Genomic DNA, 14202 nt, shown 5'->3' with positions numbered 1-14202 from the left:
GTCGACGCTCCAGCCCCCGAGCGGATCGTCCTCGATCCGCAGCCGCGTCCAGCGCTCGAAAGCTACCTGGGAAGTGATCGGCGCCGCAATGGCCCCTCACCGCAGGTCCCCTCTCGGGGGGTGCGCCTCCGCTGGAGGAGTCCTACTTCTTGTCCTTGGTCTCGACGTCGCCCGAGAGCGCGGCGATGAACGCCTCCTGGGGGACCTCGACGCGGCCGACCATCTTCATCCGCTTCTTGCCCTCCTTCTGCTTCTCGAGGAGCTTGCGCTTGCGGGTGATGTCGCCGCCGTAGCACTTGGCCAGGACGTCCTTGCGCATCGCGCTGATCGACTCGCGGGCGATGATCCGGGCGCCGATGGCGGCCTGGATCGGCACCTCGAACTGCTGACGCGGGATCAGCTTGCGCAGGCGCCCCGTCATCAGCACGCCGTAGGCGTAGGCCTTCTCCCGGTGCACGATCGCGCTGAACGCGTCGACCTGCTCGCCCTGCAGCAGGATGTCGACCTTCACGAGGTCGGCCTCCTGCGAGCCGGCGGGCTCGTAGTCGAGCGAGGCGTAGCCGGCGGTCTTGGACTTGAGGTTGTCGAAGAAGTCGAAGACGATCTCGCCGAGGGGCATGTGGTAGCGGATCTCGACCCGGTCCTCGCCCAGGTACTCCATGCCGATCAGGGTCCCGCGGCGGCTCTGGCAGAGCTCCATGATCGTGCCGACGTAGTCCTTCGGCGCGAGGATCGCGGCCTTGACGATCGGCTCCGTGACGGCGGCGATCTTGCCGACGGGGAACTCGCTCGGGTTCGTGACGGTGACGGTCTTCTTGTCCTCCGTCGAGACCTCGTAGATGACCGAGGGCGCCGTGGTGATGAGGTCGAGACCGAACTCGCGCTGCAGGCGCTCGGTGATGATCTCGAGGTGCAGGAGGCCGAGGAACCCGCAGCGGAAGCCGAAGCCGAGCGCCACCGACGTCTCGGGCTCGTAGACGAGCGCCGCGTCCGAGAGCTTGAGCTTGTCGAGGGCCTCGCGCAGGTCCGGGTAGTCGCTGCCGTCGATCGGGTACAGGCCCGAGAAGACCATCGGGAGCGGCTCGGTGTAGCCGGGCAGCGCCTGCGTCGCGGGCTTGGACGCCGTGGTGACGGTGTCGCCGACCTTCGACTGGCGCACGTCCTTCACACCGGTGATCAGGTATCCCACCTCGCCGACCGCGAGACCCTGCGTCGCGACGGGCTCGGGGCTCGACACGCCGATCTCGAGGATCTCGTGCGTGGCGCGGGTCGACATCATCTGGATCTTCTCGCGCGGCGAGAGCTTGCCGTCGATCATCCGGACGTAGGTGACGACCCCGCGGTAGGCGTCGTACACGGAGTCGAAGATCATGGCGCGCGCAGGGGCGGAGGGGTCGCCGACGGGCGGCGGGATGAGCTCGGTGACGCGGTCGAGCAGCGCCTCGACGCCCATGCCGGTCTTGCCGGAGACGCGGAGGACGTCGTCCGGGTCGCCGCCGATGAGGCTCGCGAGCTCCTTCGCGTACTTCTCGGGGTCCGCGGCCGGCAGGTCGATCTTGTTCAGGACAGGGATGATCGTGAGGTCGTTCTCGAGCGCGAGGTAGAGGTTCGCGAGCGTCTGGGCCTCGATGCCCTGCGCCGCGTCGACCAGGAGGATCGCGCCCTCGCAGGCCGCCAGCGAGCGGCTGACCTCGTAGGAGAAGTCGACGTGGCCCGGAGTGTCGATCATGTTCAGGGCGAACGTGCGCCCGTCGCGCTCCCACGGCATCCGCACGGCCTGCGACTTGATCGTGATGCCGCGCTCGCGCTCGATGTCCATGCGGTCGAGGTACTGCGCGCGCATCGCCCGGTCCTCGACGACACCCGTGATGCCGAGCATCCGGTCGGCGAGGGTGGACTTGCCGTGGTCGATGTGGGCGATGATGCAGAAGTTGCGGATGGACGCCGGATCGGTCGCGGCGGGCTCGAGCCCGGAGTGTGCACGTGGAGACATCGTGGGACCAGTGTCCCATGCCCGGCGGCGGAGGCCGGGACCGGCGGCTACAGATCGAGTCCGTAGGTGCGGGTGGGCTCGACGCCGGGCGGGTTCTCCCGCTCGCCGAGGCGGACGAAGCCCATGCTCTCGTAGAGGGCGTGCGCGGTGGTCATCAGCGTGCCGCTGTTCATCACGACCCGCTGGAGGCCCCGCTCGGCGGCGAGCATCACGACGAACTCGGTGAGCAGCCGCCCGAGACCCCGCCCGCGTGCCTCCGGGGCGACGGCGAGCAGCCGCCAGTCCAGCTCGCCGGGGCGGCCGAGCTCGTACAGGTTCGCGCCCGGGCGCGCAGTGGTGACCGTCGCGAGGATCCGCCCGTCGCCCTCGACGGCGACCCAGACCTCGCCCTCGACGTCGTGCCGGGCGACCGCGGCGACGTCGGCGGCGTACTCCTCCCCCAGCTCGTAGTCGTGGGCGTAGGCGGCGAGCCGCAGGCGCGAGACCTCGTCGTACTCCTGGGCCCGGACGCGCCGGACCAGCACCTCGGCGGCGCTCATCCGCGCACCGGGGCCGGGAGGGCGCGCAGCCCGTGCTCCAGCGCGGCGGGGTCAGCGGCGAGGCAGACGCGGATCCAGCCCTCGCCGGTGCGGCCGAAGGCGCTGCCGGGAGCGACGGCGACGAGGGTCTCGAGGAGGAACGACTCGACCCAGGAGGCGACGTCCCCGCCGGTCGCGTGCGCCATGTCGATCCACAGGTAGAACGCGCCCTCGGGCTCGCGGTAGGCGATCCCCCGCTCGTCGAGCACGCCCGTCGCGAGCCGCAGGTTGGCGAGGTAGTGGTCGGAGGCGGCGGCCACCGCGTCCTGCGGCCCGGTCAGAGCGGCGAGGGCTGCGCGCTGGTCCGGAGTGGCGACGCAGCTGATCGCCGCCTCCTGCACCGTGACCATGATCGACGTGAAGCCGGGAGGCGTCACGAGGTAGCCGACGCGGACGCCGGTCATCGCGTAGGTCTTCGAGAAGGAGAAGACGCTGAGGACGCGATCGGCGTCGTCCCCGCGCTCCTGCGCGATCGCCGCGAGGCTCACGTGCGGGCGCCCGTAGGTGAAGTACTCGTAGACCTCGTCGCTGAGCACCCACAGGTCGTGGCGCCGGGCGATGTCGAGCAGGCGCTCGAGGACCTCCCTCGGGAACACCACGCCGAGCGGGTTGGACGGGCTGTTGACGATCAGGACGCGGGTCCGGTCGGTGATCAGGCGCTCGACCTCCTCGGGATCGGGGAGGAAGGCGTTCTCGGCGCGCAGCGTGTACGGCACGGGGACGGCGCCGATGGTCCGCGCGTTGGTCGTGAAGACGGTGTAGCCCGGGTCGGGGATGAGCACCTCGTCGCCGGGCCCGAGCAGGAGCGTCATCGCCTGGTGCAGCGCCTGCGTGGCGCCGACGGTCACCCACACCTGCTCGACGTCCGCCTCGATGCCGTTGTCTCGCGCCAGCTTCTCCACGAGGGCGCGCCGGAGCTCGGGGACTCCGCCGTTGGGCCCGTAGCGGGTGTCGTCGGCCGCCCACGCCGCCCGGGCCGCCTCGATGATCTGCGGCGCGGTCGGCACGTCGGGCTCGCCCACCGCGAGGAGGGTGACTCCGTCGAGCCGCAGCGCGATCTCGAACAGGTGGCGGATGCCCGAGGGCGGCACCGCGGAGAGGTGATCGGCGAGACGGGGCACCGGCGTCACGTTACCGGCGGGCCCGGACCGCGAGACGCCACGGCGGTCCGCCTCCCCTGGCGTGTCGCGCCGGCGGCCCCGACCCGGACGGCGCCGCACCCGCGGGCGCGGCGCGGTTGAAGGGTGACGACGGGTGCGCTAAAGTTCCTTGTTGGCTTGCGCTCCCCCTCCGGACACCCGGCAGGCGTGGAGTGATCAGAAGCCGGCGACCTCCAGTCGCACCGCAGGGCGTTCAGACGCCCGCGGAAGGGGCACTCCGTCGAGTAGCCGGCTGCACACACGCACATCCGAGAAGAAGGTAATCCACGTGGCAAACATCAAGTCGCAGATCAAGCGCAACCTCACCAACAAGAAGGCGAACGAGCGCAACAAGGCCGTCAAGAGCGAGCTGAAGACCGCCATCCGCTCGGTCCACACCGCCATCGCCGCCGGCGACACCGAGAAGGCCGGCACCGCCCTCGCCTTCGCCGCCAAGAAGCTCGACAAGGCCGCCAGCAAGGGCGTCATCCACAAGAACCAGGCCGCGAACCGCAAGTCGGCCATCGCGAAGCAGGTCGCCGCGCTGTAGTACTGCGCGAAGCTGCAACGACGAAGGGTCCGGCCTCTGGCCGGGCCCTTCGTCGTTTCCGCTTCGCGGTCGACGGGCTCCTCGTGCCTCGTCGCCCGTCGCGCAGTCGGCTTCCGCGCTTGGTTGCGGTGGGAGGAGCGGGTTTCGTTCCGGGTACGACGATCCGCTCGCACGCGGATCGCCGGTGACCCTACGAAGGCATCGTCCGGCTCTCGATCGGCTGCGGCCCGGTCGGCTACCGCGGAGGGTCGCGGGGGGAGGCGCGGAGAGCGTTTCGGGGTACGACGATCCGCTGACACGCGGATCGCCGGTGAGCTGTGCCGTCTTCGACGGGCTCCTCGTTCCTCGTCGGCCGTCGCGCGGTCGGCTTACAGGGGTGGTCGCGGTGGGAGGAGAGTCCTGCGTTCCGGGTACGACGATCCGCTCGCACGCGGATCGCCGGTGACCCGCACCGATCTCGACGGGCTCCTCGTGCCTCGTCGCCCGTCGCGCAGTCGGCTTCCGCGCATGGTCGCAGTGGGAGGAGCGGGTTCCGTTCCGGGTACGACGATCCGCTGACACGCGGGTCGCCGGTGACCCTGCGAGGTCGTCGTCCGACTCTTCGTCGGCCGCGGTGCGAGCCTGCGAGCGGAGGTGAACCCTTCGCTGCTGGTCGAGCAGCCGCGGAGCGGCGTACCGAGAACCGCCGAGGACGAGGTCGGTGCGGATCGCGGGCGCAGGGCCTTTCGGGCGGGTCAGAGGCCCCGGGCGGAGACGACGGAGACCATGCGCTCGAGGGCGTAGACGGGGTCGCGGGTGGCGCCCTTCACGTTCGCGTCGGCGTCGGCGACCATCAGGATCGCGGTGCCGAGGCCCTCGCCGGTCCAGCCCTGCAGGTCGCGCCGGGCCCGGTCCACCTGCCACGGAGCGAGGCCCAGACGCGAGGCGACCTGGCCCGAGCCCTCGCGCGAGCCGGCGACCTTCGCCATGGTCCGCAGCTTGCTCGCGAACGCGGCGACGATCGGTACCGGGTCGGCACCGGAGGCGAGGGCGTGGCGGAGCCCGAGCAGCGCCTCGCCGTGACGGCCCGCGATCGCGGAGTCGGCGACGGTGAAGGCCGTGGTCTCGACGCGGCCGCCGTAGTACTTCGCGACGGTCGCCTCGGTGATCTCGCCGGTGACGTCGGACAGCAGCTGCTGGCACGCCGACGCGAGCTCGTCGAGGTCGTCGGAGAAGGCAGACACCAGGGCTCGGACGGCACCGGTGGTCGCCGTGCGGCCGGCGGTGCGGAACTCGGCGATCGCGAAGTCGACCTTGTCGCTCTCGCGCTTGAGCTCGGCGCAGACGATCTCGATGCCGCCGCCCGTGCCCGAGCGGATGGCGTCGAGGAGCTTCTTGCCCCGGTTGCCGCCGCCGTGGCGGAGCACCAGGGTCGCCCCGTCCGCGGGCGCCGAGAGGTAGTCGAGGGTCTCGAGGAGGAACGCGTCCGTGCACTTCTCGACGTTCGAGACGCGGATGAGGCGGGGCTCGTCGAAGAGGGACGGGCTCGCGAGCGTCAGCAGCTCCCCCGGCGCGTAGCCGCCGGCGTCGATGTCGCTGACCTCGAGGCTCGGGTCCTCGGCCCGGAGGAACTCGCGGAGGAAGCGCAGCGCGCGGTCGGCGAGGAACTGCTCCGGGCCGGTGATCAGCACGATCGGCGCCGGCCGGGTCTGGTTCCAGGCGAGCTGCGGGATCGCCGCCTTCGAGGGCGCTGCCTTCGCGCGCGCCGGGGCCCTGCCTGCCATGCCGTGTCCTTCCGTGCCGCGCCCGTCCGAGCGCCCTCCACCCTACGGCCCGCTCACGGCGCCCCGAGGCCGCCGCGGGAGCCGTCGCGCCGCTCACCCAGACCGCGATCCCGTCGCTGCGGGACGCGAGCACGACCGTACCCTCGACATCCGACCTCAGCGCCTCGACCCCGCGCTCGGCCAGCAGAGCGAGGAGCGACGGATTCGGATGCCCGTAGTCGTTCTCCGCCCCGACGGAGATCAGCCCGACGCTCGCGCCGAGCGCGTCGTAGAGGGCGGGCGACTGGTCGGCGGAGCCGTGATGCGCGACCTTGACGACGTCGACCCGGCCGACCGGCAGTCGGGAGACGCGCCCCTGCTCCTGCTCGCCGAGGTCGCCCAGGAGTGCGACGGAGAGCGGGCCGCCGCGGGCGTCCGCGCCGATGTCGACCCGGAGGGTCACGCTCGCCTCGTTGCCCCGCAGCGCGCTCCGCCGCTCCGGCCACTCGACCCGCCAGCGCAGCGAGCCGAGCGCGCCGCTGTCGCCGCGGACCGCCTCCTGCACGGCGACCCCGGCGCCGGTGAGCGCCGCCCGGTCGCGCTCGTCGTCGCGGCCCGCGGCGGGCCCGACGAGCGCGGCATCGGTCCGTCCGAGGACGGCGTGGAGCCCGCCGACGTGGTCGAGGTCGTAGTGAGTGAGCACCAGCAGCGGGATCCGGTCCACTCCCATCAGGCGGAGGCAGGCCTCGAGCGGTGCGGGCTCGGGCCCCGTGTCGACGAGCAGCACGCCCGCGTCTCCGCGGAGGAGGACCGCGTCGCCCTGCCCGACGTCGCACATCGCGACACGCCAGTCCTCGGGAACCGAGGCGGCGCGGAGGAGCGGCGTGGCGACGGTGGTGCCGCCGGCGGCGGCGATCGCGCACGCCAGCCCGACGGCGGCGATCCGGCGCACCCGCGCGAGCCGCGGCGACTGCGTGACCAGCACGAGGGCGAGCAGGGTCAGCACGGTGAGCGTGAGCGCTCCTCCTACTCCGGGCCACCAGGCGATCCTCGGGGCGGGCCACGAGTCGACGGCGCGGGCGATCGAGGCGATCCACCAGGCGGGGACGGCGGCGAGCCGGATCGCAGCGTCGGCGGCTCCGGGCCACCAGGGGGCGAGCAGGCAGCCGATGAGCCCGAGCCCGGTCGCGGCGGGTGCCGCGGGCTCGGCGAGCAGGTTGGCGAGCACTCCGTACACCGGCACCGACGGGTCCACGAGCAGCAGCACGGGCTGGCAGGCGAGCTGCGCCGCGGTCGGCACCGCGAGCAGCAGGGCGAGAGGCCGGGGCAGCACTCGACCGAGAGCGCCCGCGATCGGCTCGGCGAGCAGCAGGAGTCCGGCGGTGGCGAGGACGGACAGCACGAAGCCGAGCCTCCCCGCGATCGAGGGGTCGGCGGCCACGAGCACGACGACGGTCGCGAGCAGGGCGGGCACGGCCGCTCCGGAGCGACGCCCGAGCCGCGCGAGGAGGACCACCGTCGCCATCACGGCGGCCCGCACCACGCTCGGCTCGGGGGTCACCAGCACCACGAAGCCGGCGAGCAGGGCGAGGGCGGCGACGGTCCGGAGGCGGCGCCCGGCGCCGAGGAGCGCCGCGATCGTCCAGCCGGCGACCACCACCACGGCGCAGTTGGCGCCCGAGACGGCGGTCAGGTGGGTGAGCGACGCGGTGCGCATCGCCTCCTCGAGCCCCGCGTCGAGCGCGGACGTGTCGCCGGTCGCGAGGCCCGGCAGCAGCCCCGCCACGTCGCCGCCGACCAGCGCCGCGCGTTCGAGGAAGCGCGAGCGCAGCACCTCCGCGACGGCCGCCGCTCCCCCGGGACCGCGCCGGTCCTGAACGGACGCCGCCCTCAGCATCGTCGCCTCGCCGACGGGCGCCTCCTGCGCCGCAGCACGCGCCTCCAGGTCGAGCTCGGCGCCCACCGGCAGCCGACCGCCGGGATCGGCGAGCAGCACGCGGACGGGGGCCGCGGTCGACGCGTCTCCCACCCGCAGCGCCGTCGCGTCGAACCACACTCCCCCGGTCGCGAGCGGTCGGGCACCCGTGTCGACGCGCACGGTGACCGGGGTGAGGGCGCGATCCTCCTGTGCCTCCCGCAGCGACGCCGGGTGGTCACCGGGCGCCGCGGCGACGACGGAGGTGAGGGCGAGGGCGGCACCCGCGCCCCCGACGAGCACCGCTCCGACCAGCCGCCCGCCGAGGCCGCGCCGGAGCAGGACGCACGCCGCCCCGAGCAGCACCCAGCCCGCGGCGCACCACGAGAGGCCCCCGTCGAGCACTGCCGCGACCGGCAGCATCCCGGCCGCCCACGCGGTGGTCCAGGCGGCCACCGCTGCCGGCAGGAGCCGCAGGTCCGCCGCCCGCACGCTCCTCACGGCGCGACCTGGTCGCGGAACGCGGCGAGCGTCTTCTCGCCGATCCCGGGGACCTCGAGCAGCTGGTCGACAGAGGAGAACGGGCCGTTCGCCTCCCGGTGGGCGACGATCTTCTTCGCGGTCGCCGGGCCGATCTCGGGCAGCTCCTCCAGCTGGGCCGCCGTCGCCGTGCTCAGGCTCAGCACGGATCCGGCGGCGGAGGCCCCTGCTGGAGCGGCCCCGCCCGGAGCCGCTCCCGCCGCGGCCGGCGCCGCTCCCACGGCCGGCACGACGATCTGCTCGCCGTCCACGAGCCTCCGGGCCAGGTTGACCGCCGCGCGCTCCGCCGACTCCTGGAACCCTCCGGCGGCGGCGACCGCGTCCGCCACCCGCGCCTCCGGCGACAGGACGTACAGCCCGGGAGAGGCGACCTCCCCGGCCACGTGCACGTACAGCGACTCGACCACCGCAGCAGCGGGCGCGCTCGTCGATACGGCGGGCTCCAGGACCCGCTCATGACCGCTCGACCGTGCTCCCGCGAGCAGCACCGCGACCACCGCGGCGCCGATGACGAGCACGACCGCCGCTCCCACTCCCACGCGCCAGCGCGGGCGGGAGCGCCGAGGCCGCAGCAGCGCCGTCAGCTGCTCGTCGTCCGTCCCGCTGGTCTCTGGCATCCGCCGACGGTAGGACCCGTGTCCCCGCCCGGAGCGGCCGCCGACGCCGATCCGGGGAGAGCCCGCCGGATCGCCTCCCTGTGGAGGAGAGGGCAGCACCGGCGCAGAACGCACGACGGGGCCCCTCCCGCGAGAGGAGGAGCCCCGTCGTGACGGATCGGCGGCTAGACCGCCTTCGTCACCAGGTTCACCAGGCGCGGCGCCCGCACGATCGCCTTCACGACCTCGCGGCCGACGAGAGCCCGGGCGACGCCGGCCGTGGCCCGCGCCTTCTCCTCGAGCTCGTCGGAGGAGATCTTCGGCGAGACCTCGAGCCGGTCGCGGACCTTGCCGTCGACCTGCAGGATCGCCGTGACCTTCTCCTCGACCAGCAGCGACGGGTCGGCCTTGCGCCAGAGCGCGTGCGCGACGGTGCCCTCGTAGCCCAGGCGGTGCCACATGTCCTCGGCCGTGTACGGCGCGAACAGGTTGAGAGCCATCGCGACCACCTCGACCGCCTCGCGGACCGCGGGGTCCCCGGCCCCGGCGCCCGAGTCGACGACCTTGCGGGTCGCGTTGACGAGCTCCATCAGCCGCGCGACCACGACGTTGAACTTGAACGCCTCGATCAGCGACGGGGACTCCGCGAGGAAGCGGTGGGTCTGGCGGCGCAGAGCCGCGTCGCCCGACTTCCACTCGACGTCGGGCCTCGAGGTGACGTCCTTCGCCAGGCGCCAGGCGCGGGCGAGGAACTTCGCGCTGCCGCCGGGCGAGACGTCGGCCCAGTCGATGTCGTCCTCGGGCGGGCCGGCGAACGCCATCGTCAGGCGCACGGCGTCGACGCCGAACTCGTCCAGCTGGTCCGAGAGGCGGACGATGTTGCCCTTCGACTTGGACATCGCCGCGCCGTCCATCTGCACCATGCCCTGGTTGAGCAGCGCCGTGAAGGGTTCCGTGAACGACACGTAGCCCAGGTCGAACAGCACCTTGGTGATGAAGCGCGCGTACAGCAGGTGCAGGATCGCGTGCGTCACGCCCCCGACGTACTGGTCGACGGGCGCCCACTTCTCGGCAAGCTTCGGATCGAAGGCCTGCGTGTCGTCCTTCGGCGAGAGGAAGCGGAGGAAGTACCACGAGGAGTCGACGAAGGTGTCCATCGTGTCCGGGTCGCGGCGGGCGGGCGAGCCGTCCACCGGGTGCGGCACGTTCACCCAGTCCTCCGCCGCTCCGAGCGGCGACGAGCCCTTCGGCTGCAGGTCGAGACCGTCGGTGGAGGGCAGGACGACGGGCAGCTGGTCCTCGGGAACCGGCACGAGCTCGCCGTCGGCTCCGTGGATGATCGGGATGGGGGTGCCCCAGTAGCGCTGACGCGAGATCAGCCAGTCGCGCAGGCGGTAGTTCTTGGCCGAGCGGCCGCGGCCGCGCTCCTCGAGCATCCTGATGACGCGCTCGATGGCGGTGCGCTTGGAGAGCCCGTCGAGCGGCCCGGAGTTGATCAGGCGGCCGTCGCCGGTCAGCGCCTCGCCGGTCGTGGCGGGGTCGAGCGAGTACTCCTTCTCGAGCGCGGCCAGCTCCTCCGGGTCCTCCGGGATGACCGGGATCGCCCCGGTGACGGACGCGTTGGTGTCGACGACCACGCGCACGGGCAGGTCGAAGGCGCGGGCGAAGTCGAGGTCGCGCTGGTCGTGCGCGGGCACGGCCATGACGGCTCCGTGGCCGTAGTCCGAGAGGACGTAGTCGGCGGCCCAGATCGGCAGCCGCTCGCCGTTCACGGGGTTCACCGCGTAGCGGCCGAGGAACACGCCGGTCTTGGGGCGGTCGGCGGTCAGGCGCTCGATCTCGCTCGACTTCTGCACCGTCTCGAGGTAGCTGCGGAACGCGTCGCGGATCGCGGGCTCGGAGCCCTCGACCAGCTCGGAGGCGAGGTCGGAGTCGGGCGCGACGACCATGAAGGTCGCCCCGTAGAGCGTGTCGGGGCGCGTGGTGAAGACGGTGACGCGCTCGTCGCGGCCCTCGATCTCGAACTCGACGTCGGCGCCGATGGAGCGGCCGATCCAGTTGCGCTGCATGGCGATGACCTTCGACGGCCAGGAGCCCTCGAGCTGGTTCAGGTCGTCGAGCAGCCGGTCGGCGTAGTCGGTGATCTTGAAGTACCACTGCGTGAGCTTCTTCTTGACCACGACCGCGCCGGAGCGCTCGGAGGTGCCGTCCGCCAGGACCTGCTCGTTCGCCAGGACCGTCTGGTCCACCGGGTCCCAGTTGACCCAGCTGTCCTTGCGGTAGGCGAGGCCCTTCTCGTACATCTTGAGGAACAGCCACTGGTTCCACTTGTAGTACTCGGGGTCGGAGGTGTGCAGCACGCGGTCCCAGTCGAAGGACGCGGCGTAGCGCTTCATCGAGCGCTTCTGCTGCTCGATGTTGTCGTAGGTCCAGGTGACCGGGTTCAGCCCGCGCTTGATCGCGGCGTTCTCGGCGGGCAGGCCGAAGCTGTCCCAGCCGATCGGGTGGAGGACGTTGAAGCCCTGCTGGCGCCAGTAGCGCGCGATCACGTCTCCGAGCGCGTACGCCTCGGCGTGGCCCATGTGCAGGTCGCCCGAGGGGTACGGGAACATGTCGAGCACGTACTTGCGGGGGCGCTTGTCGTCGGGGTCGTCCGTCGCGAACGGGCGCGTCTCCTCCCAGATCGGGAGCCACTTCTCCTGGAGCGCTCGGAAGTCGTAGCGCTCCTCGTCGCTCGCGCCGGTCTGCCGGGAGGTGTCTTCTGCCACAGGTGCTTCTCACTTCTGAAGGAGGGGGAGAACGCGCACGCGTGGGCGGCTGCGTTCGACCATCAACCCTACTGGCCCTGCGCGCACGGCAGACGAACGCGGCGCCCGCTCACTCCTCGGCGGCGCCCAGCACCGCGAGGAGCGCCCGCGCCTTCAGCCGCGTCTCCTCGACCTCCTCCTCCGGCACCGAGAGGGCGGTGATGCCGCCGCCGGTCCCCAGGCGGGCGCGCTCGCCGTCGAGCACGAGGGTGCGGATGGTCATCGCGAGGTCCAGCGAGCCGTCCGAGCCCAGGCGGCCGAAGGCGCCGGAGTAGACGCCGCGGGGACCGCCCTCCCACTCCCGCAGCAGCTCCACGGCCCGGCGCTTGGGCGCTCCCGTCATCGAGCCGGCCGGGAAGAGGGCTGCGATCAGCTCGGCGATCCCGACGCCGGGCGCCCGGCGGGCCGAGACCTCGCTGACCAGCTGGTGGACGTGCGGGTAGCTCTCCACCTCGAGCAGGCGGTCGACGACGACGGAGCCGGGGGCGGCGATCCGGGCGAGGTCGTTGCGGACGAGGTCCACGATCATCACGTTCTCGGCCCGCTCCTTCACGCTCGACACGAGCTCGTCCCGGAGCGCGCGGTCCTCGTCGGCGTCCCGGCCCCGGGGGCGCGTGCCCTTGATGGGATGCGTGGCGACGCGTCCGTCGGCCCCGCCGGTGAGGAACCGCTCGGGCGAGGCGCTGACGAGCGCGAGCGGGTCGAGGCGGATCAGCCCGCCGTGATGGCTCGGGCTGGAGCGGCGGAGGCGACGGTACGCCTCGACCGGATCGAACCGGCCCTCGACGACGATCTCGTCGGTGAGGCAGAGCTGGTAGGCGTCCCCCGCGCGGATGGCCTCCTGGCAGCGGCCGATCAGCGCCGTGTACTCGGCGGCGGAGTGGCGGCGGACCGGGTCGCCGGCGGGCTCGGGATCCGCGGGGTCCGCGGGTGCGGGCGCGCCGACGAGCTCGAGCAGGCGCGCGGTGAGCTCCTGCACGTCTCCCGTGGCGACCAGGCGGACGGTCCGGGTGCCGTGGTCGAACTCGAGCACGGGGTCGCCCCGGAGCAGGGCGAGGGCCGGCGGATCCGCGGGGCCGGTCGGCGCCGAGGGCAGGGAGACGGAGGCGGCTCCCGCCTCGTAGGAGATCCAGCCGTAGCGGCCGAGCGCGCGGTCGCCCGCGGGGGCCTCGTCGTCGACCGCGGCGAGCGCCGCCGCCACGTCGCCGCCGGCCTCGACGAGGAGCACGTCCCCGCGGGCGCACGCGCCGAGGTAGGAGCGGCCGCTCGTCGCTCCGAGGCCCGAGTCGAGCCAGAACGACGCCTCGGCCGTGGCGAACAGGGCGTGGTGCGCGAGCTCCGGATCGACCCAGGGCAGCTCGATCGAGCGGACGTGCCGATCCTCCGAGACCACTGGGCTAGCGTAGGCGGTCGTGGACGGCGAGCAGGTTCGGGAGTGGGACGGGCGGGCCCTGACGAGCGTTCCCGAGCCGCCCGGCACCTCCCTGGACGCGGCCGACTCCTGGCTGGTGGACGAGGGACGCGTCCGCGGGCTCGACCTGCACCGCGAGCGGTTCGCCGCCTCCGTCGCTTCGGCGGGCGGGCACCCGGACGTCGAGCCGTTCCTCCACGCCGCGATCGCCGCCCTGCCCCGCGAGGGCCGCTCCTTCCCCCGCGTCGAGCTCTCGGGAGGCGCCCTGCGGCTCCGGCTGCGATCCGCCCCGCCGACGACCCGCTCCGTGGTGCTGTGGACGAGCCCCGTGGATCCGCGCCGGACACCGTCCTGGAAGGGGCCGGACATCGCACGTCTCGCCCTCCTGCGGACGCGCGCGCACGCCGCGGGAGCGGACGAGGCCGTGCTACTCGACGCCGAGGGCGCCGTCATCGACGGAGCGAGCAGCGCGATCCTGTGGTGGCTGGGCGACGCGCTGGTCGTCCCTCCGGCGACGAGCACCCGCGTGCGCAGCGTGACGGCTCGCACCGTCTCGGTGCTCGCCGGCGCGCTCGGCGTGGACGTGATCGAGGCCCCGGCCGAGCCGGAGTCGCTCGAGGGCCGTGAGGTCTGGACGGCCAACGCCCTGCACGGTCTGCGGCTGGCGACCGCCTGGGCGGACGGACCGGCGCTCGCCGCGGAGCCGGGCCGCCTGGACGCCTGGCGGAAGCGGCTGGACGCTCTCAGGCGGCCTCTCCCGGCGCTCTGACCCGCGGAGGACCTCAGCTCCCGCGCGTCCCCCAGACGGAGGGCCCCCGTTCCGGTCCCACTCGTGCGTCCGCCGTGCGAGCATCGAGTACCCCCTCTTCCGGCCCCCGCCGGCCACTCGAGAAAGTCCTGCGATGACGCGTTCCCCCTCCCCCCGCCCCCC

Annotated in this window: 9 protein-coding genes and 1 pseudogene; 2 read left to right on the top strand and 8 right to left on the bottom strand. The window is 73.1% G+C overall.

Translation table 11 applies throughout. From position 1 onward, the window contains the following. Window positions 1-142 precede the first annotated feature (142 nt). From lepA to C5C29_RS10025, 3 genes are read right to left on the bottom strand one after another with little or no spacing between them, the layout of a single operon-like run. The gene (lepA, locus tag C5C29_RS10035; RefSeq protein ID WP_104223127.1) at window positions 143-1993 is read right to left on the bottom strand and encodes a translation elongation factor 4; all 1851 of its coding nucleotides are present in this window, start codon (window positions 1991-1993) and stop codon (window positions 143-145) included. A 47-nt stretch (window positions 1994-2040) separates the two neighbouring features. Then, window positions 2041-2532 (bottom strand): GNAT family N-acetyltransferase, encoded by a 492-nt coding sequence (locus C5C29_RS10030; protein WP_104223126.1) that lies wholly within the window; start codon window positions 2530-2532, stop codon window positions 2041-2043. After that, window positions 2529-3692, bottom strand: a complete 1164-nt coding sequence (locus tag C5C29_RS10025) for a pyridoxal phosphate-dependent aminotransferase (protein WP_104308341.1) — start codon at window positions 3690-3692, stop codon at window positions 2529-2531. The genes C5C29_RS10030 and C5C29_RS10025 overlap by 4 nt, the downstream gene beginning before the upstream one ends. Before the next feature lie 307 nt (window positions 3693-3999). Here C5C29_RS10025 and rpsT point away from each other — a divergent pair, with 307 nt between their 5' ends. After that, window positions 4000-4260 carry a 30S ribosomal protein S20 gene (rpsT, locus tag C5C29_RS10020; RefSeq protein WP_097165711.1) on the top strand — a complete coding sequence of 87 codons (261 nt, stop codon included), beginning with the start codon at window positions 4000-4002 and terminating at the stop codon, window positions 4258-4260. 734 nt (window positions 4261-4994) lie between these two features. On the opposite strand, the gene holA is transcribed toward rpsT, so the two are convergent. From holA to pabB, 5 genes and pseudogenes are all read right to left on the bottom strand, one after another. Next, window positions 4995-6023, bottom strand: a complete 1029-nt coding sequence (gene holA / locus C5C29_RS10015) for a DNA polymerase III subunit delta (protein ID WP_104308340.1) — start codon at window positions 6021-6023, stop codon at window positions 4995-4997. Between the two features lie 568 nt (window positions 6024-6591). Continuing rightward, window positions 6592-7719, bottom strand: a pseudogene (locus tag C5C29_RS17670) (ComEC/Rec2 family competence protein); the annotation flags it as partial. Between the two features lie 695 nt (window positions 7720-8414). Continuing rightward, window positions 8415-9074 (bottom strand): ComEA family DNA-binding protein, encoded by a 660-nt coding sequence (locus C5C29_RS09995; protein WP_104308339.1) that lies wholly within the window; start codon window positions 9072-9074, stop codon window positions 8415-8417. Between the two features lie 164 nt (window positions 9075-9238). Continuing rightward, window positions 9239-11821 (bottom strand): leucine--tRNA ligase, encoded by a 2583-nt coding sequence (gene leuS, locus C5C29_RS09990; protein WP_104225642.1) that lies wholly within the window; start codon window positions 11819-11821, stop codon window positions 9239-9241. A gap of 109 nt (window positions 11822-11930) precedes the next feature. Next, entirely contained in the window at window positions 11931-13253 is a 1323-nt protein-coding gene (gene pabB, locus C5C29_RS09985) for an aminodeoxychorismate synthase component I (protein WP_104308338.1), read from the bottom strand. Window positions 13254-13272: 19 nt separating this feature from the next. Here pabB and C5C29_RS09980 point away from each other — a divergent pair, with 19 nt between their 5' ends. Continuing rightward, a complete protein-coding gene (locus tag C5C29_RS09980) occupies window positions 13273-14040 on the top strand; it encodes an aminotransferase class IV (protein WP_258065417.1) in 768 nt (255 codons plus the stop codon). Window positions 14041-14202 lie beyond the last annotated feature (162 nt).

Origin of the sequence: Rathayibacter sp. AY1H2 (assembly GCF_002931985.1) — a bacterium.
In the GTDB taxonomy this organism is placed as follows: domain Bacteria; phylum Actinomycetota; class Actinomycetes; order Actinomycetales; family Microbacteriaceae; genus Rathayibacter.
Note: the sequence above shows the minus strand (reverse complement) of the source record. Positions and strands in the feature narration are given on the sequence as shown.

Bases quoted from the DNA above. Each gene is read 5' to 3' on its own strand.
- C5C29_RS09995 (WP_104308339.1), bottom strand. From the start codon at position 9,074: ATGCCAGAGACCAGCGGGACGGACGACGAGCAGCTGACGGCGCTGCTG.
- C5C29_RS10030 (WP_104223126.1), bottom strand. From the start codon at position 2,532: ATGAGCGCCGCCGAGGTGCTGGTCCGGCGCGTCCGGGCCCAGGAGTAC.
- lepA (WP_104223127.1), bottom strand. From the start codon at position 1,993: ATGTCTCCACGTGCACACTCCGGGCTCGAGCCCGCCGCGACCGATCCG.
- holA (WP_104308340.1), bottom strand. From the start codon at position 6,023: ATGGCAGGCAGGGCCCCGGCGCGCGCGAAGGCAGCGCCCTCGAAGGCG.